Raw genomic sequence first — 23,305 nt, 5'->3', positions numbered from 1 at the left:
ACGTGGTCGACGCTGTACTACTGGACCGTGCCGCCCAACAACGCCTCCTGACCCCCCGGGCGGACCGGGGGGGGGGGCCCCCGGCCGGTGCCCCGCCCCCCGGGATGTCCGCGGGCTCAGCCGAGCAGGGCGGGGACCTCGTCCAGGCCCGCGATCAGGCCGGTGGCGCCGGCCGCGGTCAGCTTCGCCGGATCGGTCAGCGCGGTGTAGCCGTACACGTCCATGCCGGCCGCGCGGGCGGCCAGCACGCCGTTGGGGCTGTCCTCCACCACCAGGCAGTCCGCCGGGTCGACCCCGAGGACGGCCGCGGCGTGCAGGAACAGGTCCGGCGCGGGCTTGCCCACCCCGACGTCCTGGGCGCTGAAGATCCGCTCCTCCGGGAAGTCGCCGCGCAGGCCGGTGACGTCCAGCGCGGCCCGGATCCAGCTGTGGTGCGCGGAGGAGGCCAGGCAGTACGGCACGGACCGCCGCCGCAGCTCCGCCAGCAGCGTCCCCGCGCCCCGGACCGGGGCCAGCTCGGCGGTGAAGGCGTCGAAGACCCGGCCGTGGAACGCGTCGTCGAACCCCTCCGGGAGCAGCGCGCCGTCGTGGCGCTCGGCGATCACGTCGTGCACCCGGTGGGCGGCGGTGCCCATGAAGTCCCGGTAGGAGTCCTCGATCGTGGTCGGGTAGCCCAGTTCGGTCAGGTACCCGGCGAGCACCCGGTTGGAGAGCGGTTCGCTGTCCACCAGGACGCCGTCGTTGTCGAAGATCACCAGTTCATAGGCCATGCGTGCGACCCTACCGGCCCCGTACCGGCGGTCACCTGCCCCCGGAGGCCAGCTCCCGGGAGCGGTCCCGGGCCGCCTCCAGGGCACTCAGCAGGGCCGCCCGCACGCCGTGGTTCTCCAGCTCGCGGATGGCCGAGATGGTGGTGCCGGCCGGAGAGGTGACCGCCTCGCGCAGCTTCACCGGGTGCTCGCCGGAGTCCCGCAGCATGACCGAGGCACCGATCGCCGACTGCACGATGAGGTCGTGCGCCACCTGCCGGGGCAGGCCGAGCAGGATGCCCGCGTCGGTCATCGCCTCGACCAGGAAGTAGAAGTACGCGGGACCGGAGCCGGAGAGCGCGGTCGCCGCGTCCTGCTGGGACTCGGGCAGCCGCAGCGCCTTGCCGACCGAGCGGAAGATCTCCTCCGCCCGCTCCAGGTGCGCCTCGGTGGCGTGCGAGCCGCCGGAGATGACGCTCATGCCCTCGTCCACCAGGACCGGGGTGTTCGGCATCACCCGGACCACCGGGGTGCCGGCCGCCAGCCGGGCCTCGAACCAGGCGGTGGGGATGCCCGCCGCCGCCGAGATCACCAGCCGGTCCGGGTCCACGTGCGGCGCCAGCTCGTCCAGCAGGGTGCCCATGTCCTGCGGCTTCACCGCGAGGATCAGGGTGTCGGCGAGCCCGGCCGCCTCGGTGTTGCCGGCCACGCCGACCCCGTACCGGGCGGCCAGCTCGGCGGCCCGCTCGGGACGGCGGGCGGTGACCAGGACGTCCGCCGGGTCCTTGCCCGCCCTCAGCAGGCCGGAGAGCAGGGCCTCCCCGATCTTGCCCGTGCCGAGGAAGGCGATCCTCTGTCCGTGCGCCGCGCTGCTGGTCATGGCCGCTCCCTACCTCCGGTGCCGTGTTCGGTACCGTGCTCCGGTGCCGCCGCCATCCTCGCACCGCACACCCCGTCACCGGCGGCGACGTCCACTCCGCGGGCAGCCGTGACGGACCGTGGGGCCCGGCCCCTAGGGCGAAAGTCGGGGTTCTCCCCTATGGCCCGGGGGTGTCCGCGGGCGCACCGTGGAGTCATGGCACACGGAGAGATGTCCCGACGTGAGAACCGGCAGGTCGCCGTCGCCGCGGCGACCCTGGGACCGTGGCGGACCGCCGCGGGGGTCGGCGCGGTGGTGGGGGTGACGGACCTGGTGGTCGACCTGGTCGACGGGGACTGGTCGCCGAGCATGCTGGCCGGACCGGCCGGCGTCGCCCTGTTCTTCTTCCTGGTCGGCACCGTCGGCGGCCGGCTCCGCCGGGACGGCGCCGACCGGCGGCTGCAGAAGTGGGCGAACGAACACCCGTGGCAGGCGGCCGCCCCGGCGGGCGGCGGGCTGCTGGTGCTGAACATGCTGGCCCAGCTGGTCCTCGGCGACGCGGGCCTGTTCGAGGCGTTCTTCCTCTCGCTGTTCCCGGCCGCCCTGGTGGTGACCGTCGCGGGCGTGGTCGGTTCGGTGAAGCGGGCGCGCGAGAAGGGCTGACGGCCCGCCAGGAGAGGTCCCGCGGGGACAAATGCGGGCCGATCGCCGCACAGCGCCGGGGTGTTCACCGGACGGTGTGCCCCCGATCGAACATCCGTCACACCCCGTCGGCATACTGGCGCGATGCCGATCGCCGAAGACCCAGAACCGCGCCCGTCCGAGGGCCGGGAACCGGACGGGACCGCCCCGTCCGGACCGGACGGGAAGGACCCGTTCACCGACCTCGTGCTCGACGAGGAGTTCGTCAGGGGTGCCACCCTCAAGGAGCAGACGGGCCGCACCCGGATGCTCGCCGCCCAGTGGAAGCACACCCCGCCCGTCGACCCCGGCGGCCGCCGCTCGGTGAACGACGGACCGGCGCCGAGGAAGCGGTTCGGCCGCACGTCCCGGCCGGCCGACCCGTGGGGGAACGCCCGGCCGCGCCGTGCCCCGGAGTGGCGCACGCCGTTGTTCGTGGTGCTGGCGATCGCCCTGGTGCTCGCCGCCCTGAACATCGACGGACTGCGGTCCTGGTACGAGGGGCGCGGCGGTGACACGGCGGGCACGGCACCCGTCCCGTCGGTCGCACCGGCGACGGAACGGCCGACCGCCCCACCGCCGCCGGTCGACCCCCGGCAGCCGACCGTCGACCGCCCGTGGGCCGGCTCGCCCGCCGAGGGGTGGCCCACCGGCATCACGGTGTTCGAGCCCAAGGAGCCGCCGGCGGCCACCGGGGCGTACACCGCCCGGCAGGTGGCCGACCAGGTCAAGCTGGTCAAGGAGTACCTGGCCGCGGCCAACCTCGACCCGAAGGCGGTGGCCGGTGCCCGCCCGGAGGCGGCGCTGGCCCTGCTCGACTCCGAGACCCGGCAGGCGGCCGAGAAGGCGCTCGCCCGGCCCTCCGCCGAGGACGACCCCACCAACTGGTTCAGCCGCTTCGACGCCCGTGACGCCGTCCCGGTCGGCGACACCTACCGGCTCCAGGGGTGGATCAGCGTGGAGGGCGACGGCGAGCGGGGCGTGCTGGTGCACACCGACTTCACCTACGTGTACCCGCTGCGGCCCGGGCCGGACGCGGCCAGGCGCGCCATGGCGGCGAAGCCCTCGCAGTCGCCGCGGCCCACGGGCGGCCCCTCGCCCTCCCGGCCCGGGGGCGGCGACGGCGTGGTGAAGCCGGTCGGCCTGCTCGACCCGGCGGCCGACGAGGCCGGGGACACCTGGACGGCGCGGACCGTCGTGCGCCGGGCGGCCACCTTCCGCTTCCACGACCCGGCGAAGTTCGAGGTCGAGCCGGGCCGGATCTTCATCGAGACGAGCCGGTCCGAGTTCGGCAACAGCGAGTGCGCGACGTACGACGGCTACTTCCACCCGCAGTTCAACCAGTTCGCGGCCGTCACGGCCCCGGACCCGAACCGGTCCGGTCCGACCTCGGACCCGTACGACCTCACGAAGGAGCTCACGCAGGACGACGCCTGTGGGACGGCCAGCCGCAGCTGAGCGTCCCCGGCGGCCCGGCCCCGCGGACCGGGCCGCCGGCTCAGCGCTTGCGCCCGGCGCGCCCCGGCGTCCTGGCCCCGGGCCGCCCGCTGCGGCCCGCCTGCCGGCGCTCGTACTGCGCGAGCTCCTTCTCGTAGCGGGCGCGCCGGACGGCCTCGCCCGGGGCCTCGCGCAGGCTGCGGACGAAGTAGGCGAGCAGCGCGCCCACCCCGCCGATCACCCAGGCCACGCCGAGCGACTTGTCCTCGGCCATCCAGCCGGTCAGGCTCTCCTTGCCCTCGGTGAGGACCTTCCAGGTACGCAGCGCGGCCAGCAGCGAGCAGATCGCCACGGCCGCCAGCAGCAGGCCGTTGAGGAAGCCGCCGTTGTCGGCCACCCGGATGCCGTCGACGGCGAGCCGCAGCAGGAAGGCGGCGGCCGCGGCGGCGAGCAGGGCTCCGACGGGGACGAGGACGCGGCGCAGGCGGTAGTCGCCGCCGCGGTCGACCCAACTGGTGCCGAACCAGCGGATCGGCTCCGGCCGGGGGGCGCCGGCGGGCGGCGTGCGGTCGCCGGCGGTGGCGGGCTGGGGGGTGGGGGTTTCCTCGGTCACGGATCCGATTATCCCCGGCCGGCGCGAACGGCGGAGGAGCCGTCCCGGTGGCCGGGACGGCTCCTCGTGGAGCGGGGCCGGTTCCGGTGCGGCCCGGGCCGGGGTCAGCCGAGCTTGCTGACGTCCCGGACGGCGCCCCGGTCGGCCGAGGTGGCCATCGCGGCGTAGGCCCGCAGGGCCTGGCTGACCTGGCGCTCCCGGTTCTTCGGCCGGTAGCCGCCGGCCGCCTCCAGCGCCCGGCGGCGCTCGTCCAGGACCTCGGCGGGCACCTCCAGGGAGATGGTGCGGCCCGGGATGTCGATGGCGATCGTGTCGCCGTCCTCGACCAGGGCGATCGTGCCGCCGGACGCGGCCTCCGGGGAGGCGTGGCCGATGGACAGGCCCGAGGTGCCGCCGGAGAAGCGGCCGTCGGTGACCAGCGCGCAGGCCTTGCCGAGGCCGCGGCCCTTCAGGAACGAGGTCGGGTAGAGCATCTCCTGCATGCCGGGGCCGCCCTTGGGGCCCTCGTAGCGGATGACGACGACATCGCCCTCCTTGACCCGCTTGGCGAGGATCGCCTCGACCGCGTCCTCCTGGGACTCGACGACGACGGCCGGGCCGCTGAACGTCCAGATCGACTCGTCGACACCGGCGGTCTTGACGATGCAGCCGTCCTCGGCGAGGTTGCCGTACAGCACGGCGAGGCCGCCCTCGACGGAGTAGGCGTGCTCGGCGCTGCGGATGCAGCCCCCGGCGGCGTCGGTGTCCAGCGACTCCCAGCGCTCGGACTGCGAGAAGGCCTCGGCGGAGCGGACGCAGCCGGGGGCCGCGTGCCACAGCTCGACGGCCTCGGCGGACGGGGAGCCGCCGCGGACGTCCCAGGTCTTCAGCCACTCGGCGAGCGAGTCGGAGTGGACGGTGTGCACGTCCTCGTTGAGCAGCCCGGCCCGGTACAGCTCGCCGAGGATGGCCGGGATGCCGCCGGCCCGGTGCACGTCCTCCATGTAGTACGAGCCGTTGGGCGCGACCTTCGAGAGGCAGGGCACCTTGCGGGAGATCGCGTCGATGGCCCGCTGGTCGAAGTCCACCTCGCCCTCCTGGGCGGCGGCGAGCAGGTGGAGGATGGTGTTGGTCGAGCCGCCCATGGCGATGTCCAGGGCCATGGCGTTCTCGAAGGCGGCGCGGGTGGCGATCGAGCGGGGCAGGACGGAGTGGTCGTCCCGGCCGTAGTGGCGGTTCGTGATCTCGACGACCGTGCGCCCGGCGTTCTCGTAGAGGGCGCGGCGGGCGGTGTGGGTGGCGAGGACCGAGCCGTTGCCGGGCAGCGAGAGGCCGATCGCCTCGGTGAGGCAGTTCATCGAGTTGGCGGTGAACATGCCCGAGCAGGAGCCGCAGGTCGGACAGGCGTTCTCCTCGATGATCGCGATGTCCTCGTCGGAGACGTTCTCGTTGACCGCCTGGGAGATCGCGTCCACCAGGTCGAGCCTGCGCACCGTGCCGTCGACCAGGGTGGCCTTGCCGGCCTCCATCGGGCCGCCGGAGACGAACACGGTCGGGATGTTCAGCCGCAGCGCGGCCATCAGCATGCCGGGGGTGATCTTGTCGCAGTTGGAGATGCAGATCAGCGCGTCGGCGCAGTGGGCGTTGACCATGTACTCGACCGAGTCGGCGATCAGGTCGCGCGAGGGCAGCGAGTAGAGCATGCCGCCGTGGCCCATCGCGATGCCGTCGTCCACCGCGATGGTGTTGAACTCGCGGGGGATGCCGCCCGCCTGCTTGATCGCCTCGGAGACGATCCGGCCGACCGGCTGGAGGTGGGTGTGGCCGGGGACGAACTCGGTGAAGGAGTTGGCGACCGCGATGATCGGCTTGCCGAAGTCCTCGCGGGCTACGCCGGCCGCCCGGAGAAGCGCCCGGGCGCCTGCCATGTTGCGACCGTGGGTGACCGTACGGGACCTCAGCTCGGGCACTGTGCTCCACTCCTTCGGAGGCTGGCTGGCGGCCCCGCTCGTTCGGAGGGTGCGGGGCCACTGTGTCCGTCGAGCCTACGCCCGCCGTCCGGGCGGCGGACGCGGCGTCCGCGATGCGGTCAGCGGGCGGGACGGCGGGCGGGGCGGGGCTCCGGGGTGCGCCGGGTCCCCGGGTTCCCGGGTCAGTGCGGGGTGACGGCGACCGTGAGGTCGAGCAGGTACGGCTCGGTGACCCGGCCGTCGGGGAACGCGGACCGCAGCGCCTCGCGCTCGCCCTCCAGCACCTCGCGGCGCCGGCCGGCGCCGAGGGCCGCGACGTAGGAGCGCGAGGAGAGGTCGGCGATCACGTGGTCGACGGTGACCCTGCGCTCCCAGCGCAGCACGACGGTGGCGGTCTCCAGCCCGTACGGCGCCCACTGCTCCGCCACCGCGTCGAGCTCGCCGAACTGCCGGTACGCCTCGGGGAACGCCACGGAGAGGCGCGCGTTGGCGTCCCGCACCCAGGGCACGTCCGCGTCGAGCACGTTCCACCAGGCGGCGAGGGCACCGCCGGGCCGCAGCACCCGGACCGCCTCCGGGACCGACCGCTCGGGCCGGGTCCAGTGGAAGGCCTGGGCATACGTGATCACGTCCGCCGAACGGTCGTGGAACGGCAACTCGTCACCACTGCCCTTCACCAGCGCCAGCCCCGGACCGCTCGCCAGGAACTGCGCCGCCATCCCCTCGTTCGGCTCCACCCCCACGACATCCGCACCCCGGGCCGCCAGCAACCGCGTCGAGATCCCCGTACCCGCCCCCACGTCCAGCACCCGCGCACCCCGCAACGACCGGCCCGCCAACCGCTCCAGCCCGTCGAACAGCTCCTGCGGATACGACGGCCTCGCCCGGTCGTACTCCGCCGCCACCGAACCGAAGGACTCCGCCAGCTTCCGGAACTCCTGAAGATCCGTCACCACTCCCCCTCCACAGAGCCGTCGGTGCACCGCACAGGGTATGCGGCCGGGCGCCCCCGGGACAGGATCCTCAGGACGGCGTGATCGCGACGGTGAGGTCCAGGACGTACGGCTCGACCACCCAGCCGTCCGGGAACTCCGCCAGCAGGGCCTCCCGCTCGACGGCCAGCAGCGGCTCCCGCTTCTCCGGGGTGAGCGCGGCGAGGTAGGAGCGCGAGACGAGGTCGGTGATCACGTGCTCGACACCGACCCGGCGCTCCCAGTGCAGGCGGACGTGCCCGCTCCGCAGGCCGAACGGGGCCAGGTGGGAGTCGATCTCGTTGACCGCGCCGTAGCCGTGGTAGCTCTCGGGCAGCGCGGCGGCCAGCCGCTCGCCCATCGCCCGCACCCAGGCGACACCGCTGTCCTTCACGTTCCACCAGGCGGCGAGGGCACCGCCGGGCCGCAGCACCCGGACCGCCTCCGGGACCGACCGCTCGGGCCGGGTCCAGTGGAAGGCCTGGGCATACGTGATCACGTCCGCCGAACGGTCGTGGAACGGCAACTCGTCACCACTGCCCTTCACCAGCGCCAGCCCCGGACCGCTCGCCAGGAACTGCGCCGCCATCCCCTCGTTCGGCTCCACCCCCACGACATCCGCACCCCGGGCCGCCAGCAACCGCGTCGAGATCCCCGTACCCGCCCCCACGTCCAGCACCCGCGCACCCCGCAACGACCGGCCCGCCAACCGCTCCAGCCCGTCGAACAGCTCCTGCGGATACGACGGCCTCGCCCGGTCGTACTCCGCCGCCACCGAACCGAAGGACTCCGCCAGCTCGCGGAAGTCGGCGCTGGTTCCGATCCTGTTCCGCTGTCCCATGTCTCCCCCTGCGAACGGCAGTTCGTGCACCCCTAGGGTACGCGCGAAGGGGTGGCCAGGTGCAAACGTGTAAACGCGAGCGCCTCGGCCAGATCGGCCTCGCGTTCGGCGGGCGACGCGGACCTGCGGGTGTTGACCTCCAGCACCACGTGGCCGTCGAAGCCGGTCCGGGCGAGGTGTTCGAGGAGCTCCGCGCAGGGCTGCTTGCCCCGGCCCGGGATGAGGTGCTCGTCCTTGCCGGAGCCCGAACCGTCGGCCAGGTGGACGTGGGCGAGCCGGTCCCCCATCCGGTCGACCATCTCGAAGGCGTCCACCCGCGAGGTGGCGACGTGCGACAGGTCGATGGTGAAGTGCCGGTACTCCTCCTCGGTGACGTCCCAGCCCGGCGCGTAGGCGAGCATCTCGCGGTCCTTGTAGCGCCACGGGTACATGTTCTCGACGGCGAACCGGACGTCCGTCTCCCCCGCCATCCGGTGGATGCCCTCGACGAACTCCCGGGCGTACTGGCGCTGCCAGCGGAACGGCGGGTGGACCACGACCGCCTGCGCGCCGAGCTTCTCGGCCGCCGCCCGGGCACGGACCAGCTTGGTCCAGGGGTCGGTGGTCCAGACCCGCTGGGTGATCAGCAGGCAGGGCGCGTGCACGGCGAGGATCGGCATGCCGTGGGCGTCGGAGAGGCGGCGCAGCGCCTCGATGTCCTGGCTGACCGGGTCGTTCCAGACCATCACCTCGACGCCGTCGTAACCGAGCCCGGCGGCCAGCTCGAAGGCGACCGCGGTGTTGGCCGGATAGACCGAGGCGGTGGAGAGGGCGACCTTGGTCTCCGGGACGTGCAGCGCGGGGTGCGGGGGCAGCACCAGGCGGTCGGTGGTGCGCAGCAGCGGAGGGCGGGCGGCGGCCTGGCGGGCGGCCTTGACGGACTTCACCGACTGGACGGCGGCCTTGGCGGCGCCGGCCGCCCGGGCGGTGCGGGTGGCACGCGGGGCGCCGGGGGCGGGATCGGTGCCGGTGGGCCCGGCGGGCTCGGCCGCCCCGGTTCGCTTCGCCGGCCGGGCGGGCCCGGTGGCCTTCGCCGTCCTGCTCGCCCGGGCCGTCCCGGCCGGGGCGGGCGCCTTCGGCGCGGCTCCGGCCGTGGCCTTCCGGGCCGCCTTCCCGGCCGCGCCGCCGGCCGCCTTGACGCCCTTGACCGCCTTGCCGAGCCTGCGGGACCGGGTGGACGCGGCGGAGCCGGTGGGACCGGTGGGCCCCACCCGCTCGGCGGAGCCGACGGGATCCGTCCCGGCCCGGCCGGGGGCTTCGCCGGGGGCCGCCTCCGGGGCCCTCCCGGCGGACCGGGCGGCGGCGGATCCGGCGGGCGGACCGGCCGGGGGCCCGAGGGTGCGGCGGGTGGTGCGGCGCGGGGCGGCCGACCGCGGCTGCCCGTCCTCGGGAGCGCGGCCCTCCCGCGTCCCGTCCTCGCCCGCTGGTTGCGCCACGGGAGACAGCGTAAGCGGAGCGCGCCCCGAACGGGGAGCCGGTGGGTGATCGTCCGGACGTCCGCACGCCCCCGCCGTCCGGGGTGGCGGGCCACCCCGGACGGCGTCCGTCAGGGGGTGAGGACGGGGTGGCGCCGGTCGGCGGAGCCGTCCATGGCGTCCAGGCGGCGCAGGATGATCCCCTCGCGCAGCGCCCAGGGACAGACGTCCAGCTCGTCGAGGCCGAACAGGTCCATCGCGGCGTCGGCGACCAGCGCCCCCGCCAGCAGCTGCTTGGCCCGCCCCTCGGAGACGCCGGGGATCTGCGAGCGCTCGGCGACGGTCATCGCCGAGAGCCGGGGCAGCCAGGCGGCGAGGTTGCTGCGGGTGAGCCGGCGGTCCGCGTACGGGCCGGCGTCGGCCGGGGCGGCCCCGGTCATCCGGGCGAGCTGCTTGAAGGTCTTGGAGGTGGCGACGGCGTGGTCCGGCGGTCCGAGCCGGGAGATCTCGCCCACCACGGTGGCGATCTCGGCGCGGATGTGACGCCTGAGCTCGCGCAGCTGCTCGGCGTCGGCGACGTCGCCGGGCAGCCAGCGGGCGGTCAGCCGGCCGGCCCCCAGCGGCAGCGAGCAGGCCACGTCCGGCTGCTCGTCCAGACCGCAGGCCATCTCCAGCGAACCGCCGCCGATGTCGAGGTTGAGCAACCGGCCGGAGGACCAGCCGAACCAGCGGCGGACCGCCAGGAAGGTCAGCCGGGCCTCGTCCTGACCGGAGAGCACCCGCAGCTCGACGCCGGTCTCCGCGGCGACCCGGCGGAGCACTTCCTCGCCGTTGGCGGCCTCGCGCACGGCGGAGGTCGCGAAGGGCAGTATGTCGACGACGCCCTTGTCCTCGGCGACCCGCAGCGAGGAAGCGATCATGCCGATCAGCTTCTCGATGCCGGTCTCACTGATCGCACCCTGCTCGTCGAGGAGTTCCGCGAGCCGGAGCTCGGCCTTGTGGGAGTAGGCGGGAAAGGGGGCGGCGCCCGGATGGGCGTCCACCACGAGGAAGTGGACCGTGTTGGAACCTACGTCGAGCACACCGAGTCGCATAGCCCTCCACGCTACGCGATCCACGGCCGGAAGAGACCGGTCGCGTCGGTGTCAGTGCTGGTCCGGGCCGTGATCGCGGCTCCGGCGGGCCGGCCGGGCCCTGATCGGCGAGGTCGTTCGAACGGTATTCGGACGGTGTTGTTCCGGCGTTCACCCGGTCGGCGGAGGCCCGGTGCGGGCCGGGGCGGCGCGACCCGTCGCGGCCCGACCCGACCCCGCCGGGCCGCCCGGGCGGTCGGCCGGGCCCGGCCGCCGGAGCGGACCCGACGGACCGGGCCGCCCCGCACCCGGCCTCCGGCCGGTGAACTCGTCGCGAACCCCGTGGCCACGGTCGGTCCGCCGCTCCGCGAAGGCTCTACCCTTGCCGGGTGGCAGCAGCAGACACGTCCAAGCACAGCGGCAGCACCTCCAGGGGCCGGAAGAACAGGCCGGAGGCCGGCGGCCCGGCCTCCGTCGACCTCGCGATGCCGGTCCTGCGCACCGAACTCCGGCCCGAGGTCCCGCTCGACTTCCCGCGTGCCTGGGTCGAGTTCACCGACCCGGACGACGAGGAGCAGGTCTTCCGCTGCGACCTGACCTGGCTGACCTCCCGCTGGTCGTGCATCTTCGGCCAGGGCTGCCAGGGCATCCGCGAGGGCCGGGGCGAGTCCGACGGCTGCTGCACCCTGGGCGCGCACTACTCCGACGAGGACGACGAGAAGCGCGTCACCGGCCACGCGGCCCGGCTGACCCCGGAGCTGTGGGAGAACCACCCGTACGGCACCGACGCCAAGGGCCGGATCAAGGTCGACGGCGGCATCACCATGTTCGACGAGGACGGCGACCGGCAGACCCGGCGGGTCAACGGCGCCTGCGTCTTCGTGAACAGCCCCGGCTTCGCCGGCGGCGCCGGCTGCGCCCTGCACGCGCTGGCCCTCGCCGAGGGCCGCGAGCCGCTGGAGACCAAGCCGGACGTCTGCTGGCAGCTGCCGGTCCGCCGCACCTACGACTGGATCGACCGCCCGGACGACACCCGCTACCTCCAGGTCACCATCGGCGAGTACGACCGCCGGGGCTGGGGCCCGGGCGGCCACGACCTGCACTGGTGGTGCACCGGCAGCCCGGACGCCCACCAGGGCAGCGACCCGGTGTACGTCGGCTACCGCCCGGAACTCACCGAGCTGATGGGCCCGGCCGCGTACGCGGTGCTGGCCGGCCTGTGCGAGGAGCGGATCGCCACCAAGGGCGACCGGAAGGTGGCCCCGCACCCGGCCGATCCGGCGAAGAAGCCGAAGGCCGCGAAGAAGTAGCGCGGACGGAGGGGAGTGCGGGGCGTCCCGGCACTCCCCCTCCCCGGCTCACTTGTCGATGTCGCCGACCACGAAGAACATCGAGCCCAGGATCGCGACCATGTCCGCGACCAGCGTCCCCGGCAGCAGCTCGGTGAGCGCCTGGACGTTGTTGAACGACGCCGAGCGCAGCTTGAGGCGCCACGGCGTCTTGTCGCCGCGCGACACCAGGTAGTAGCCGTTGACGCCGAGCGGGTTCTCGGTCCAGGCGTAGGTGCTGCCCTCGGGGGCCTTGAGCACCTTGGGCAGCCGCAGGTTCACCGGCCCCGGGGCGAGTTCCGCCAGCTTGTCGAGGCAGGCGTCGGCGAGGTCCAGCGCGTTGGCCGTCTGCTCCAGCAGGCACTCGAAGCGGGCCAGGCAGTCGCCCTCCTCGCGGGTGACCACGGTCAGCACCCGCCGCAGCTCCTCGCTGCCGTAGGCGAGGTAGGGGTCGTCGCGGCGCAGGTCGAGGTCCAGGCCGCTGGCCCGGGCGATCGGGCCGCTGACGCCGTACGCCTCGGCCTGCGCCCTGGTGAGGACGCCGACGCCGGCGGTACGGGCGCGGAAGATCTCGTTGCCCAGCACCAGCTCCTCGAAGACCGGCAGCTGGGAGCGGACGACGGCGACGGCGGCCCGGACCCGGCCGGCCCAGCCGGCCGGGAGGTCCTCCTTGAGGCCGCCGACCCGGTTGAACATGTAGTGCATCCGGCCGCCGGAGGCCTCCTCCAGCACGTGCTGGAGGTCCTCGCGGCCGGAGAAGGCGTGGAAGATCGGGGTGATCCCGCCAAGCTCCAGCGGGTAGGAGCCGAGGAACATCAGGTGGTTGAGGACCCGGTTCAGCTCGGCGAGCAGGGTGCGGACCCAGACCGCGCGCTCGGGCACCTCCATGCCGAGCATCCGCTCGACGCCGAGCACGACACCCAGCTCGTTGGAGAAGGCCGAGAGCCAGTCGTGCCGGTTGGCCAGCATGATGATCTGCCGGTAGTCCCGGGCCTCGAACAGCTTCTCCGCACCCCGGTGCATGTAGCCGATCACCGGCTCGGCGGTGACGATGCGCTCGCCGTCCAGCACCAGCCGCAGACGCAGCACACCGTGGGTCGCCGGGTGCTGCGGGCCGATGTTGAGCACCATGTCGGTGGTGCCCGCCCCGCCCGTGAAGTTCTCGGCTCCCGCCCCGATGCCGACCGTGGTCTCCCTCATGGGGTGAGAGTCTGCCATCCCGGGAGCGGCTCCAGGCCCGGCGGTACCGGCATCCGGACGGTCTGCGCGAGCCAGCCGAACCCGCCGAGACCGGCCGGATCGGTGAGTTCGGCGCCCTCGCCCGCGCCGCCGAGGGCCCGCAGGTACCCGGCCGGGTCGGTGGAGGCGAGGGCCAGCGGCGGCCGGGCGCCGGTGACGCCGAGCGCCCGCAGCGCGTCCCGCTGCGTCGTCCACAGGCTGTGGAGACCGGGGACGGCGACGGCGTCCAGCGCGACGTGCGCCGTGACGTCGCAGGAGCCGTCGGGCACCGGCGCGACCTCGCGGCCGGCCCGGAAGCCGGTCCGGGTGGGGAACGGCGGGCGGTTCCCGGCGGTGTGCCCGTAGTCCGCGGCGACCGCCAGGCCGCGCTCCAGACCGGCCACCGCGTGCGCCCAGGCGGCGTCCCGGGGGGCGCCGAACTCCGCGAAGTCACCGGGACGTTCGGCCGGCCACCAGCGGGCGGCCCAGGCGGCGTCGGCCGCCCCGACCGGCCCGCCGAGGCGCTCCGCGCCGGTCGCGGGGTCCACCTCCAGGTAGCGGAGCACGCCGTCCTCGCCGACCTCGCCGGTGTCCAGCGGCACGTTGTCCAGCCACTCGTTGGCGAACAGCAGTCCGGTGACGCCGCGCGGCACCTCGTCCGTCCACACCACCTCCGACCACCCCCGCTCCGTCCACAGCCCTGTGGACGGAGCGGCCGGCGGGAGCGGCGGGCGGGCGGCGAGCTCCACCGCGTACACCCGCAGCCGCTCCCCCGCCGCCGACGGCAGCTCCGCCAGCACCCCGGCGACCAGCTCGCCGCGGCCGGCCCCGACGTCCACGAACGCCAGCTCCTCCGGACGGCCGAGCGCGGCGTCCACCTCCAGCAGCAGCCGGGCCACCGCCCGGGCGAACAGCGGCGAGGCGTGCACCGAGGTCCGGAAGTGCCCGGCGGGGCCCTCCGAGCTGCGGTAGAAGCCGCCGCCGGGTCCGTAGAGGGCGTGTTCCGTCGCGGGCGCCCACCGCATCCAGGTCATGGGGCGGGACGCTACACACCCCGTCCGTACCCGCCCAACCGCTACGGCATCGGCACGGCACCCTCTCCGACCTAGGGAGTAGGACGGATCGCCCTCCCGGCGGACCTGGGCACGCGGCCCGACTGCCTACGCTTGACCTGTGCATCGACTCAACGCCTGGCTCCGCCGTCACCCCATGGTGGTCGACTCCGTCTGGGCCTCGTTGGTGCTCCTCCTCGGCCTCCTGCCGGAGGAAGGGAGCCGCAACGTCGGCTGGCGGGCGGTCTTCGACGTCGTCGTCGCCGTCGTGCTGCCGGCCCTGATGGTGTTCCGCCGCAAGTACCCCGACCTGACCGTGGCCGCGGCGACGCTGGTCGGCCTCTCCCAGATCGCCCTGGACGTCGCCCCGACGATCTCCAGCATCGCCTACCTGGTGTTCGCCTACACGGGTGCCGCGTTCGGCGGCCGCTGGATGTCCCGGCTGGCGCTGACCGCCGGGCTGCTGGCCGGACCGCTGGTGTTCTGGCAGCTCCATCCGCAGAAGGCCGAGGTGGACGGCCTCGGGGACGTCCGCTACGTGAACTACTCGGTCCCCGAGGCGCTGTTCATCGGCGCCATGATGACCACCCCGTTCATCCTCTGCTGGGCGTGGGGGCGGCTCACCCGGGTCCGCCGGGCCTACCTGGTGGAGCTGGAGGACCGCGCGGCCCGGCTGGAGCGCGAGCGCGACGCCCAGGCCAAGGTGGCGGTCGCCGCAGAACGCGCCCGGATCGCCCGCGAGCTGCACGACGTGGTCGCGCACAACGTCTCGGTGATGATCGTCCAGGCGGACGGCGCCGCCTACGTGCTGGACAACTCCCCGCAGCAGGCCAAGGAGGCGCTGGGGACGATCGCCTCCACCGGCCGGCAGGCCCTGGTCGAGATGCGCCGGCTGCTCGGCGTGCTGCGCACCGCCGACACCAAGGGCGAGGAGTACGTGCCGCAGCCGGGCGTCGAGGAGCTGCCGGAGCTGCTGGACCAGTGCCGCACGGCCGGCCTCCAGGTGGACTTCGCGACCTCGGGCAACCCCCGCGAGCTGCCCCGCGGCGTCGAGCTGACGGTCTACCGGATCGTCCAGGAGGCGCTCACCAACGTCCGCAAGCACGGCGGCCCCGACGTGCACGCCCGGGTCGCGGTCGACTTCGGCGAGCGCGAGCTGGCCGTGCTGGTGGAGGACGACGGCCGCGGCAGCACCGACGAGAAGCTCGCCGCCGGCGGCACCGACGGCCAGGGCCACGGCCTGATCGGCATGCGGGAGCGGGTCGGCATGGTCAGCGGCAGCCTCGACGTCGGGCCGCGCCCCGGCGGCGGCTTCCGGATCCGCGCGGTCCTGCCGCTCAAGACCGCCCACTGACCCCGGGCGCCCACCGACCCCCCGCCGTACCCCGAGGACCTAGGAGCCACCCTTGACCATCCGCGTGATGCTGGTCGACGACCAGGAGCTGCTGCGCACCGGATTCCGGATGATCCTGCAGTCGCAGGGCGACATCGAGATCACCGCCGAGGCCGGGGACGGCGCCCAGGCCCTGGAGAAGCTCCGGCACACGGCGGTGGACGTGATCCTGATGGACGTCCGGATGCCGCGGCTGGACGGCGTGCAGGCCACCCGGCAGATCTGCCTGGCCGAGGACGGCAGCCCGCTGCCGGACGCCCCGCACGTGCTCATCCTCACCACCTTCGACCTGGACGAGTACGCCTTCGCCGCGCTCAAGGCCGGGGCCAGCGGCTTCCTGCTCAAGGACGTGCCGCCGACCGAGCTGGTGGCCGCGATCCGCTCCGTCCACGGCGGGGACGCGGTGGTCGCGCCGACCACCACCCGCCGCATGATCGACCGCTTCGCCGAGGTGCTGCCCACCCCGCAGAGCGGCCCGGGCGGCACCGACACCCTGGGACCGCTGACCGAGCGCGAGCGCGAGGTGTTCCTGCTGGTCGCGCAGGGCCTGTCGAACGGCGAGATCGCCGCCCGGCTGGTGCTCTCCGAGGCCACCGTGAAGACCCACGTCGGCCGGATCCTGGCCAAGCTGGGGCTGCGCGACCGGGTCCAGGCCGTGGTGCTGGCCTACGAGGCGGGCCTGATCCGGGCCGGTGCCACGGACTGAGCCGGCCCGGCCCCGGGACCGGTCCGGACCGGGGACCGAGCCTCCCGGGCCCCGCGCCGCCCACCGTAGAATGGGCCGGTACGTCCGGTACCCGTCGAGCGGACCGGAACGGAACCCCTGGACGAAGGTGGGCGCGTGAGCGAGCGAACCAGCGGGAGCCGCGCGTGAACCCGCCCGGCTTCGGCGAACCGGCCCCGTTCGGCGACCCGGCCGACCCCGGCAACCGCCCCGCCCGGCTCGCCGTCGGCGTGGTCGGCACCGGCCGGGTGGGCCCCGCGCTCGGCGCCGCCCTCCAGCTCGCCGGCCACACGGTGGTCGCCGCCTCCGGCGTGTCCGCCGCCTCCCGCCGCCGCGCCGAGACGCTGCTGCCCGGCGTGCGGGTCGTCACCCCGCCGCAGGTGCTGGCCGCCGCCGACCTCGTGCTGCTCACCGTCCCCGACGACGCGCTGGCCGACCTGACCGCGGGGCTCGCCGCCACCGGCGCCGTCCGGCCCGGCCAGCTGCTGGTGCACACCTCGGGCGCGCACGGCGTGGCCGTGCTGGAGCCGGCCGTCCGGGCCGGCGCGCTGCCGCTCGCGCTGCACCCCGCGATGACCTTCACCGGCACCTCCGTCGACCTGGCCCGGCTGGCCGGCTGCCCGTTCGGGGTGACCGCGCCCGAGGAGCTGCGCCCGGTCGCCGAGGCGCTGGTGGTCGAGATGGGCGGCGAGCCCGAGTGGGTGCCCGAGGACGTCCGCCCGATGTACCACACCGCCCTCGCGCACGGCGCGAACCACCTGGTCACCCTGGTCGCGCAGGCGATGGAGCTGCTGCGCTCGGCGGGCGTCGCCGAGCCGGGCCGGATGCTCGGCCCGCTGCTGGGCGCCGCGCTCGACAACTCGCTGCGCTCCGGCGACGCGGCCCTCACCGGCCCGGTCGCGCGGGGCGACGCCGGCACCGTGCGCCGCCACCTGGCGCAGCTCAGTACGGTGTCCCCGGACATCCCGGCCGCCTACCGGGCGATGGCCCGCGCCACCGCGCAGCGGGCCCTGGCCAACGGGACGATCGACGAAACGTCGGCGGCGGCGCTGCTGGACGTACTGAACGAGGAGAACCAGTAATGGCACGCGGCAAGCAGCCGGGCAAGGCCCAGCGCGCCCCGAAGGTCCACCGCGCCGTGCTCACGCGCACCGTCGACGACTTCGAGGCGGCGTTCTGGCCGGACGAGCAGCCCGTGGACAACGCGGTCGTGATGACGATGGGCGCCCTGCACGAGGGCCACGCCGCGCTGATCCGCGCCGCCCGCAAGCAGGTCGGCCGGGACGGCCGGGTCGCCGTCACGGTCTTCGTCAACCCGCTGCAGTTCGGCGCCGGCGAGGACCTTGAGCGCTACCCGCGCACCCTGGACGAGGACCTGCGGCTCGCCGAGGAGAACGGCGCCGACGTGGTCTTCGCGCCGTCCGTCGACGAGGTCTACCCGAACGGCGAGCCACAGGTGCGGCTCGCCGCGGGGCCGATGGGCGAGCGCTTCGAGGGCGCCACCCGGCCCGGCCACTTCGACGGGGTGCTGACCGTGGTGGCCAAACTACTGCACATCACCGACCCGGACTTCGCCTTCTTCGGCGAGAAGGACGCCCAGCAGCTGGCGCTCGTCCGCCGGATGGTGGCCGACCTCGACTTCGACGTCGAGGTGGTCGGCGTGCCGACCGTCCGCGAGGAGGACGGCCTGGCCCGCTCCTCCCGCAACCGCTACCTCGGGGAGGAGGAGCGCACCCGCGCCCTCGCCCTCTCCCGGGCACTCCTCGCCGGCCGGGACGTGGCCGCGCAGGGCCCCGGGGCCGTGCGCGAGGCCGCCGCGGCCGTCCTCGACACCGCCGAGGGTGTCGAACTCGACTACCTCGCCCTGATCGATCCGCACGACTTCACCGAGGCGCCGGACGACTTCCGGGGCGAGGCGGTGCTGGCCGTCGCCGCGAAGGTGGGTCCGACCCGCCTGATCGACAACGTCCACGTCATCTGCCGCTAGGCGGAGGACCGGCCGGCACCACCCGGTCGCCGTCCGACGGCGGCGACCGGTGCGTACGAAGAAGCAGTTCCCCTAGGCATGCACTCACAGGAGGCGTGACCCGCAATGCTCCGCACCATGCTCAAGTCCAAGATCCACCGGGCCACCGTGACCCAGGCCGACCTCCACTACGTCGGCTCCGTGACGGTGGACGAGGACCTGCTCGACGCCGCCGACCTGCTCCCCGGCGAGCTGGTCCACATCGTCGACATCAACAACGGCGCCCGGCTGGAGACGTACACCATCGCCGGCCCGCGCGGCTCCGGCGTCATAGGCATCAACGGCGCCGCCGCCCGCCTGGTCCACCCCGGCGACCTCGTCATCCTCATCGCCTACGGGCAGATGGACACCGCCGAGGCCAAGGGCTACCTGCCGAAGGTCGTCTTCGTCGACGACCGGAACCGGATCACCGGCCTGGGCGGGGACCCGGCCGAGGCCGGGGAGGGCAGCGGACTGCTGCGCGGGGACGCGGCGTACGGTGGCGGCAGCGGCGCCGCCGACGCCGCCGCGCGCTAAGGAGCAACAGAGCCATGTCCGCCGTCAAGCACCGCCTCACCGCCCCCGCCCCGGGCTGGACCACCGACACCGACGTCGTCGTGGTCGGCTCCGGCGTGGCCGGGCTCACCGTCGCGCTCAACGTCCGCAAGGCCGGCCTGCGGGCCATGGTGGTCACCAAGGCGATGCTGGACGACGGCTCCACCCGCTGGGCCCAGGGCGGCATCGCGGCCGCCCTGGGCGAGGGGGACACCCCCGGGCAGCACCTGGCCGACACCCTGGTGGCCGGCGTCGGGCTCTGCGACGAGGACGCCGTCCGCACCCTGGTCACCGAGGGCCCGGACGCGGTCCGCCGGCTGATCGCGGTCGGCGCGGCCTTCGACCGGGGCGAGGACGGCGGGGTCCTGCTCACCCGCGAGGGCGGCCACCACCGCGACCGGATCGCGCACGCCGGCGGGGACGCCACCGGCGCCGAGATATCCCGCGCCCTGGTCGCCGCGGTCCGCGCCGACCCGGGCATCGAGCTGATCGAGCACGCGCTGGTGCTCGACCTGCTCACCGACGCCGGCGGGCACGCGGCCGGGCTGACCCTGCACGTGATGGGCGAGGGCGCCCGGGACGGCGTCGGCGCCGTCCGGGCCCGCGCCGTGGTGCTCGCCACCGGCGGCATGGGCCAGGTCTTCTCCGCCACCACCAACCCGGCGGTCTCCACCGGCGACGGCGTGGCGCTCGCGCTGCGGGCCGGCGCCGAGGTCACCGACCTGGAGTTCGTCCAGTTCCACCCCACCGTGCTGTGGCTCGGCCCGGACGCCGAGGGCCAGCAGCCGCTGGTCTCCGAGGCGGTCCGCGGCGAGGGCGCCCACCTGGTCGACGCGGACGGCGTCCGGTTCATGACCGGGCAGCACGAGCTGGCCGAACTGGCCCCGCGCGACATCGTCGCCAAGGCGATCACCCGCCGGATGCAGCTCAACGCCACCGACCACATGTACCTGGACGGGCGGCACTTCGGCGCCGCGATGTGGGAGCACCGCTTCCCGACCATCCTGGCGTCCTGCCGCGCGCACGGGATCGACCCGGTCACCGAGCCGATCCCGGTCGCCCCGGCCGCGCACTACGCCTCCGGCGGGGTGCGCACCGACACCCGCGGCCGGACCTCCGTCCCCGGCCTGTACGCCTGCGGCGAGGTGGCCTGCACCGGTGTGCACGGCGCCAACCGGCTGGCCTCCAACTCGCTGCTGGAGGGCCTGGTCTTCGCCGAGCGGATCGCCGCCGACCTCACCGCCCGGCACACCGCCGGCGAGCTGCCCGAGCGGGTCGTCGACGCGGCCTCGGCCCGGGCCGCCCGCCCGGTGCCGCTGCCCGCGCCCGAGGCCCGGGCCGAGATCCAGCGGCTGATGTCGGGCGGTGCGGGCGTGCTGCGCTCGGCCGCCTCGATGGCCGCCACGGCGCGCGGGCTGGCGCTGCTCGCCGAGCACGCCCGCACCGACGCCGCCGAGGAGAAGCCGGCCGACCCCCGGGTGGAGACCTGGGAGGCCGCCAACCTGCTGCTGGTCGCCGACGCACTGGTCACCGCCGCCACCCAGCGCGGGGAGACCCGCGGCTGCCACTGGCGCGAGGACTTCCCGGAGCGGGACGACGCGCACTGGCAGCGCCACCTGATCACCACCCTCACCGCCTCCGGCGGACCCGTCAGCACCCCCGAGGAGCCGTAACACCATGACCGACGCGATCGACGTGACCCACCTGCACGAGCACGAGCACGACGAGCTCCCGCTGGCCGGCGGCTGCGGCGACGGCTGCGCCTGCGGGGACGGCGAGGGCTACGAGACCGGCCTCGACCCGCAGCTCGCCGAACTGCTGGAGGAGGCCGGCCTGGACCCGGTCGAGGTCGAGGACATCGCCACCCTGGCGCTGGCCGAGGACCTCGCCGGCGGCGAGGACGTCACCTCGGTGGCCACCGTGCCCGCCGACGCCGTCGCCACCGCCGACTTCACCGCCCGCGGCGCGGGCGTGGTGGCCGGCCTGCGGATCGCCGAGGCCGTCGTCTCCCTGGTCTGCGAGGAGGAGTTCGAGGTCGAGCGGCACGTCCAGGACGGCGACCGGGTCGAGGCCGGCCAGGTGCTGCTCTCGGTCCGCTCCCGCACCCGGGACCTGCTCACCGCCGAGCGCAGCGCGCTCAACCTGCTCTGCCACCTGTCCGGCATCGCCACCGCCACCCGCGCCTGGACGGAGGCCCTGGAGGGCACCGGCGCGGCCGTGCGCGACACCCGCAAGACCACCCCGGGCCTGCGCGCGCTGGAGAAGTTCGCGGTCCGCTGCGGCGGGGGCGCCAACCACCGGATGGCGCTCTCGGACGCGGCCCTGATCAAGGACAACCACGTGGTCGCGGCCGGCGGCGTCGCCGAGGCGTTCCGGGCCGTCCGGGCCGCCTACCCGGACCTGCCGGTCGAGGTCGAGGTCGACACCGTGGAGCAGATCGAGCCGGTCCTGGAGGCCGGGGCCGACCTGATCCTGCTGGACAACTTCACCGTCCCGCAGCTGCGCGAGGCGGTCGCCCTGGTGGCCGGCCGGGCGAAGCTGGAGGCCTCCGGCGGACTCACCCTGGCCACCGCGCGCGAGGTCGCCCAGACTGGTGTCGACTACCTGGCGGTGGGCGCGCTGACCCACTCCTCGCCGATCCTGGACATCGGCCTGGACCTGCGCGCCTGACCGTCCGCCCGTTCCGCCCGCCCGGTCCGCCGGGACAGCCCGGTCCGCCCGCTGGTCCTCGACGCAGAAAGCGCCCCATGCTGCTCACCATCGACGTCGGCAACACCCAGACCACCCTCGGCCTGTTCGGCGGCGAAGAGGTGGTCGAGACCTGGCGGATCTCCACCGAGCCGCGCCGCACGGCGGACGAGCTGGCGGTGCTGCTGCAGGGCCTGAAGGGCTCGCAGGGCTCGCGGACCGCGATCGCCGACGCGGCGGTCGAGGGCCTGGCGATCTGCTCCTCCGTCCCCTCCGTGCTCCACGAGTTCCGCGAGGTCGCGCGCCGCTACTACGGCGACGTCCCCGCGGTGATCGTGGAGCCGGGGGTGAAGACGGGGGTGCACGTCCTCATGGACAACCCCAAGGAGGTCGGCGCCGACCGGATCGTCAACGCGCTGGCCGCCAACCACCTCTACGGCGGCCCGTGCATCGTGGTCGACTTCGGCACCGCCACCACCTTCGACGCGGTCAACGCCCGCGGCGACTACGTCGGCGGCGCGATCGCCCCCGGCATCGAGATCTCGGTCGAGGCGCTCGGCAACCGCGGCGCCCTGCTGCGCAAGATCGAGCTGACCAAGCCGCGCAACGTGATCGGCAAGAACACCGTCGAGGGCATGCAGTCCGGCATCCTCTACGGCTTCGCCGGCCAGGTGGACGGCCTGGTCGACCGGATGGCCCGCGAGCTGGCCAAGGACCCGGACGACGTCCAGGTGATCGCCACCGGCGGCCTGGCCACGCTCGTCCTCGGCGAGGCCGGCTCGATCGACGTCCACGAGCCCTGGCTGACCCTCATCGGCCTGCGCCTGGTCTACGAACGCAACCGCCCGAGCTGATCCGCCCGGCGCGTCCCGCGGCCGCCGCGGGACGTTCGTGGGGCAAACGCGCGGCGTCGGCGCGACGCTACCGACAAATCGGATATTCCTCACGTAGTGTCAGCCCATGCCTACGCCACACGGATCGCGCGGCGGCATGGCCTTCAGCGCCGACGAAGTCCGCGTGCTGCGCCGCGCCCTCGCCCAAGCCCTGCACCCCTCCGTCCCCGTCCACCTCCAGCTCCCGTTCCCCGACCGGCCGGTGCACGCCGGTGCGGGGGCCGAGCTGTGGGCCGAGGACGTCCAGGACGCGCTGCGCCTGACCGAGGCGATCGACGAGGCCGTCCAGGAGGGCGGCCGGCTGCGCGCCTTCCTCCTCGCCGACCTCGCCCGCTACCGGGCCGCCCTGCCGGGCAGCGCCACCGGCTACCTGGAACGGCTGGAGGAGGCGGTCACCGACGGCTACCTCCCCGGACCGGGGGACCTCACCGCGCTGCGCGGGCTCACCCGCCAGCCCTGCGGCCAGCACGAGCGCTCCCGCCGCTCCCGGCTGGCGGGCCGCTGCCACGCGCTGGCCGAGGCCGCCGTCCGCGAACGGCTCGCCCTGGCCGGCGGCCAGCGCCACCTCGTCGCCGTACCCAGCCCCGCCGCACCCCCGAGCAGTCCCCTCACCCCTGTTGGAGGACGGATCCCGATGAGCAGCACCGAGCCCCCCGCCGAGCAGCCCGCCGCCGCCCGCACCCCGCAGGGCCGGCAGCCCGCCCGGCCGCACCGGATGCCCACCCCCGCCGAACTGTTCGGCCGCCGTCCCAAGCCGCCCGCCCGGCCGTCCGCGCCGGAGGCTCCCGAGGACGTGGAGCTGGCCACCGGCACCGGCTGAGC

General features: G+C 74.8%; 22 protein-coding genes. 12 read left to right on the top strand and 10 right to left on the bottom strand.

The features are described 5' to 3' along the window. Positions 1-116 precede the first annotated feature (116 nt). Positions 117-770: an HAD family hydrolase gene (locus ACFCX4_RS05240; protein WP_376139080.1), complete on the bottom strand. Its 654-nt coding sequence runs from the start codon at positions 768-770 to the stop codon at positions 117-119. Positions 771-801: 31 nt separating this feature from the next. After that, the gene (proC, locus tag ACFCX4_RS05235; protein ID WP_376139079.1) at positions 802-1,629 is read right to left on the bottom strand and encodes a pyrroline-5-carboxylate reductase; all 828 of its coding nucleotides are present in this window, start codon (positions 1,627-1,629) and stop codon (positions 802-804) included. Between the two features lie 210 nt (positions 1,630-1,839). On the opposite strand from proC, the gene ACFCX4_RS05230 reads away from it, so the two are divergent. Continuing rightward, positions 1,840-2,271 carry a hypothetical protein gene (locus ACFCX4_RS05230; protein WP_376139078.1) on the top strand — a complete coding sequence of 144 codons (432 nt, stop codon included), beginning with the start codon at positions 1,840-1,842 and terminating at the stop codon, positions 2,269-2,271. 123 nt (positions 2,272-2,394) lie between these two features. After that, positions 2,395-3,747, top strand: coding sequence for a hypothetical protein (locus ACFCX4_RS05225; protein WP_376139077.1), 1,353 nt, complete (start codon positions 2,395-2,397; stop codon positions 3,745-3,747). Between the two features lie 40 nt (positions 3,748-3,787). Here ACFCX4_RS05225 and ACFCX4_RS05220 read toward each other — a convergent pair whose 3' ends face one another. The 6 genes from ACFCX4_RS05220 to ACFCX4_RS05195 all read right to left on the bottom strand — a co-directional run bounded on the left by ACFCX4_RS05220 (position 3,788) and on the right by ACFCX4_RS05195 (position 10,648). Beyond that, a complete protein-coding gene (locus ACFCX4_RS05220) occupies positions 3,788-4,339 on the bottom strand; it encodes a hypothetical protein (RefSeq protein WP_376139076.1) in 552 nt (183 codons plus the stop codon). A gap of 104 nt (positions 4,340-4,443) precedes the next feature. Beyond that, positions 4,444-6,288: a dihydroxy-acid dehydratase gene (gene ilvD / locus ACFCX4_RS05215; RefSeq protein ID WP_376139075.1), complete on the bottom strand. Its 1,845-nt coding sequence runs from the start codon at positions 6,286-6,288 to the stop codon at positions 4,444-4,446. Positions 6,289-6,470: 182 nt separating this feature from the next. Next, on the bottom strand, positions 6,471-7,241 hold the full coding sequence (locus ACFCX4_RS05210; protein WP_376139074.1) for a class I SAM-dependent methyltransferase: 771 nt from the start codon (positions 7,239-7,241) through the stop codon (positions 6,471-6,473). Between the two features lie 70 nt (positions 7,242-7,311). Beyond that, positions 7,312-8,100, bottom strand: a complete 789-nt coding sequence (locus tag ACFCX4_RS05205) for a class I SAM-dependent methyltransferase (protein ID WP_376139073.1) — start codon at positions 8,098-8,100, stop codon at positions 7,312-7,314. A gap of 32 nt (positions 8,101-8,132) precedes the next feature. Further along, positions 8,133-8,936, bottom strand: a complete 804-nt coding sequence (locus ACFCX4_RS05200) for a sugar phosphate isomerase/epimerase family protein (protein WP_376139083.1) — start codon at positions 8,934-8,936, stop codon at positions 8,133-8,135. 749 nt (positions 8,937-9,685) lie between these two features. Further along, complete coding sequence (locus tag ACFCX4_RS05195) at positions 9,686-10,648, bottom strand: Ppx/GppA family phosphatase (RefSeq protein ID WP_376139072.1); 963 nt, start codon at positions 10,646-10,648, stop codon at positions 9,686-9,688. A gap of 464 nt (positions 10,649-11,112) precedes the next feature. Between ACFCX4_RS05195 and ACFCX4_RS05190 the strand changes: the two genes are divergently transcribed. Continuing rightward, the gene (locus ACFCX4_RS05190; protein ID WP_376139082.1) at positions 11,113-11,937 is read left to right on the top strand and encodes a hypothetical protein; all 825 of its coding nucleotides are present in this window, start codon (positions 11,113-11,115) and stop codon (positions 11,935-11,937) included. A 48-nt stretch (positions 11,938-11,985) separates the two neighbouring features. On the opposite strand, the gene ACFCX4_RS05185 is transcribed toward ACFCX4_RS05190, so the two are convergent. Further along, positions 11,986-13,155, bottom strand: coding sequence for an NADH-quinone oxidoreductase subunit D (locus tag ACFCX4_RS05185; RefSeq protein WP_376139071.1), 1,170 nt, complete (start codon positions 13,153-13,155; stop codon positions 11,986-11,988). Next, positions 13,152-14,207 (bottom strand): SAM-dependent methyltransferase, encoded by a 1,056-nt coding sequence (locus ACFCX4_RS05180; RefSeq protein ID WP_376139070.1) that lies wholly within the window; start codon positions 14,205-14,207, stop codon positions 13,152-13,154. Before ACFCX4_RS05180 ends, ACFCX4_RS05185 begins: the two co-directional genes overlap by 4 nt. Positions 14,208-14,382: 175 nt before the next feature. Here ACFCX4_RS05180 and ACFCX4_RS05175 point away from each other — a divergent pair, with 175 nt between their 5' ends. The 9 genes from ACFCX4_RS05175 (at position 14,383) to ACFCX4_RS05135 (ending at position 23,303) form a co-directional block, all read left to right on the top strand. Further along, positions 14,383-15,579, top strand: coding sequence for a sensor histidine kinase (locus ACFCX4_RS05175; RefSeq protein ID WP_376139081.1), 1,197 nt, complete (start codon positions 14,383-14,385; stop codon positions 15,577-15,579). A gap of 52 nt (positions 15,580-15,631) precedes the next feature. Then, positions 15,632-16,324 carry a response regulator gene (locus tag ACFCX4_RS05170; protein ID WP_376139069.1) on the top strand — a complete coding sequence of 231 codons (693 nt, stop codon included), beginning with the start codon at positions 15,632-15,634 and terminating at the stop codon, positions 16,322-16,324. Positions 16,325-16,488: 164 nt separating this feature from the next. Continuing rightward, the gene (locus tag ACFCX4_RS05165) at positions 16,489-17,424 is read left to right on the top strand and encodes a Rossmann-like and DUF2520 domain-containing protein (RefSeq protein WP_376139068.1); all 936 of its coding nucleotides are present in this window, start codon (positions 16,489-16,491) and stop codon (positions 17,422-17,424) included. Further along, positions 17,424-18,329, top strand: coding sequence for a pantoate--beta-alanine ligase (gene panC, locus ACFCX4_RS05160; protein WP_376139067.1), 906 nt, complete (start codon positions 17,424-17,426; stop codon positions 18,327-18,329). The genes ACFCX4_RS05165 and panC overlap by 1 nt, the downstream gene beginning before the upstream one ends. A gap of 105 nt (positions 18,330-18,434) precedes the next feature. Then, positions 18,435-18,884, top strand: coding sequence for an aspartate 1-decarboxylase (gene panD / locus ACFCX4_RS05155; RefSeq protein WP_376139066.1), 450 nt, complete (start codon positions 18,435-18,437; stop codon positions 18,882-18,884). 14 nt (positions 18,885-18,898) lie between these two features. After that, positions 18,899-20,575: an L-aspartate oxidase gene (locus ACFCX4_RS05150; RefSeq protein WP_376139065.1), complete on the top strand. Its 1,677-nt coding sequence runs from the start codon at positions 18,899-18,901 to the stop codon at positions 20,573-20,575. A 4-nt stretch (positions 20,576-20,579) separates the two neighbouring features. Next, entirely contained in the window at positions 20,580-21,572 is a 993-nt protein-coding gene (gene nadC, locus ACFCX4_RS05145; protein WP_376139064.1) for a carboxylating nicotinate-nucleotide diphosphorylase, read from the top strand. A 77-nt stretch (positions 21,573-21,649) separates the two neighbouring features. Further along, complete coding sequence (locus ACFCX4_RS05140) at positions 21,650-22,444, top strand: type III pantothenate kinase (RefSeq protein ID WP_376139063.1); 795 nt, start codon at positions 21,650-21,652, stop codon at positions 22,442-22,444. Positions 22,445-22,550: 106 nt separating this feature from the next. Beyond that, a complete protein-coding gene (locus ACFCX4_RS05135) occupies positions 22,551-23,303 on the top strand; it encodes a hypothetical protein (RefSeq protein WP_376139062.1) in 753 nt (250 codons plus the stop codon). The last annotated feature ends 2 nt before the right edge of the window (positions 23,304-23,305 follow it).

Origin of the sequence: Kitasatospora sp. NPDC056327 (assembly GCF_042261735.1) — a bacterium.
Taxonomy (GTDB): domain Bacteria; phylum Actinomycetota; class Actinomycetes; order Streptomycetales; family Streptomycetaceae; genus Kitasatospora.
This window is presented reverse-complemented; position numbering and strand designations above follow the sequence as displayed.

Bases quoted from the DNA above. Each gene is read 5' to 3' on its own strand.
- ACFCX4_RS05240 (WP_376139080.1), bottom strand. From the start codon at position 770: ATGGCCTATGAACTGGTGATCTTCGACAACGACGGCGTCCTGGTGGAC.
- proC (WP_376139079.1), bottom strand. From the start codon at position 1,629: ATGACCAGCAGCGCGGCGCACGGACAGAGGATCGCCTTCCTCGGCACG.
- ACFCX4_RS05230 (WP_376139078.1), top strand. From the start codon at position 1,840: ATGTCCCGACGTGAGAACCGGCAGGTCGCCGTCGCCGCGGCGACCCTG.
- ACFCX4_RS05225 (WP_376139077.1), top strand. From the start codon at position 2,395: ATGCCGATCGCCGAAGACCCAGAACCGCGCCCGTCCGAGGGCCGGGAA.
- ACFCX4_RS05205 (WP_376139073.1), bottom strand. From the start codon at position 8,100: ATGGGACAGCGGAACAGGATCGGAACCAGCGCCGACTTCCGCGAGCTG.
- ACFCX4_RS05195 (WP_376139072.1), bottom strand. From the start codon at position 10,648: ATGCGACTCGGTGTGCTCGACGTAGGTTCCAACACGGTCCACTTCCTC.
- ACFCX4_RS05190 (WP_376139082.1), top strand. From the start codon at position 11,113: ATGCCGGTCCTGCGCACCGAACTCCGGCCCGAGGTCCCGCTCGACTTC.
- ACFCX4_RS05185 (WP_376139071.1), bottom strand. From the start codon at position 13,155: ATGAGGGAGACCACGGTCGGCATCGGGGCGGGAGCCGAGAACTTCACG.
- ACFCX4_RS05180 (WP_376139070.1), bottom strand. From the start codon at position 14,207: ATGACCTGGATGCGGTGGGCGCCCGCGACGGAACACGCCCTCTACGGA.
- ACFCX4_RS05175 (WP_376139081.1), top strand. From the start codon at position 14,383: ATGGTGGTCGACTCCGTCTGGGCCTCGTTGGTGCTCCTCCTCGGCCTC.
- panC (WP_376139067.1), top strand. From the start codon at position 17,424: ATGGCACGCGGCAAGCAGCCGGGCAAGGCCCAGCGCGCCCCGAAGGTC.
- panD (WP_376139066.1), top strand. From the start codon at position 18,435: ATGCTCCGCACCATGCTCAAGTCCAAGATCCACCGGGCCACCGTGACC.
- ACFCX4_RS05150 (WP_376139065.1), top strand. From the start codon at position 18,899: ATGTCCGCCGTCAAGCACCGCCTCACCGCCCCCGCCCCGGGCTGGACC.
- nadC (WP_376139064.1), top strand. From the start codon at position 20,580: ATGACCGACGCGATCGACGTGACCCACCTGCACGAGCACGAGCACGAC.
- ACFCX4_RS05140 (WP_376139063.1), top strand. From the start codon at position 21,650: ATGCTGCTCACCATCGACGTCGGCAACACCCAGACCACCCTCGGCCTG.
- ACFCX4_RS05135 (WP_376139062.1), top strand. From the start codon at position 22,551: ATGCCTACGCCACACGGATCGCGCGGCGGCATGGCCTTCAGCGCCGAC.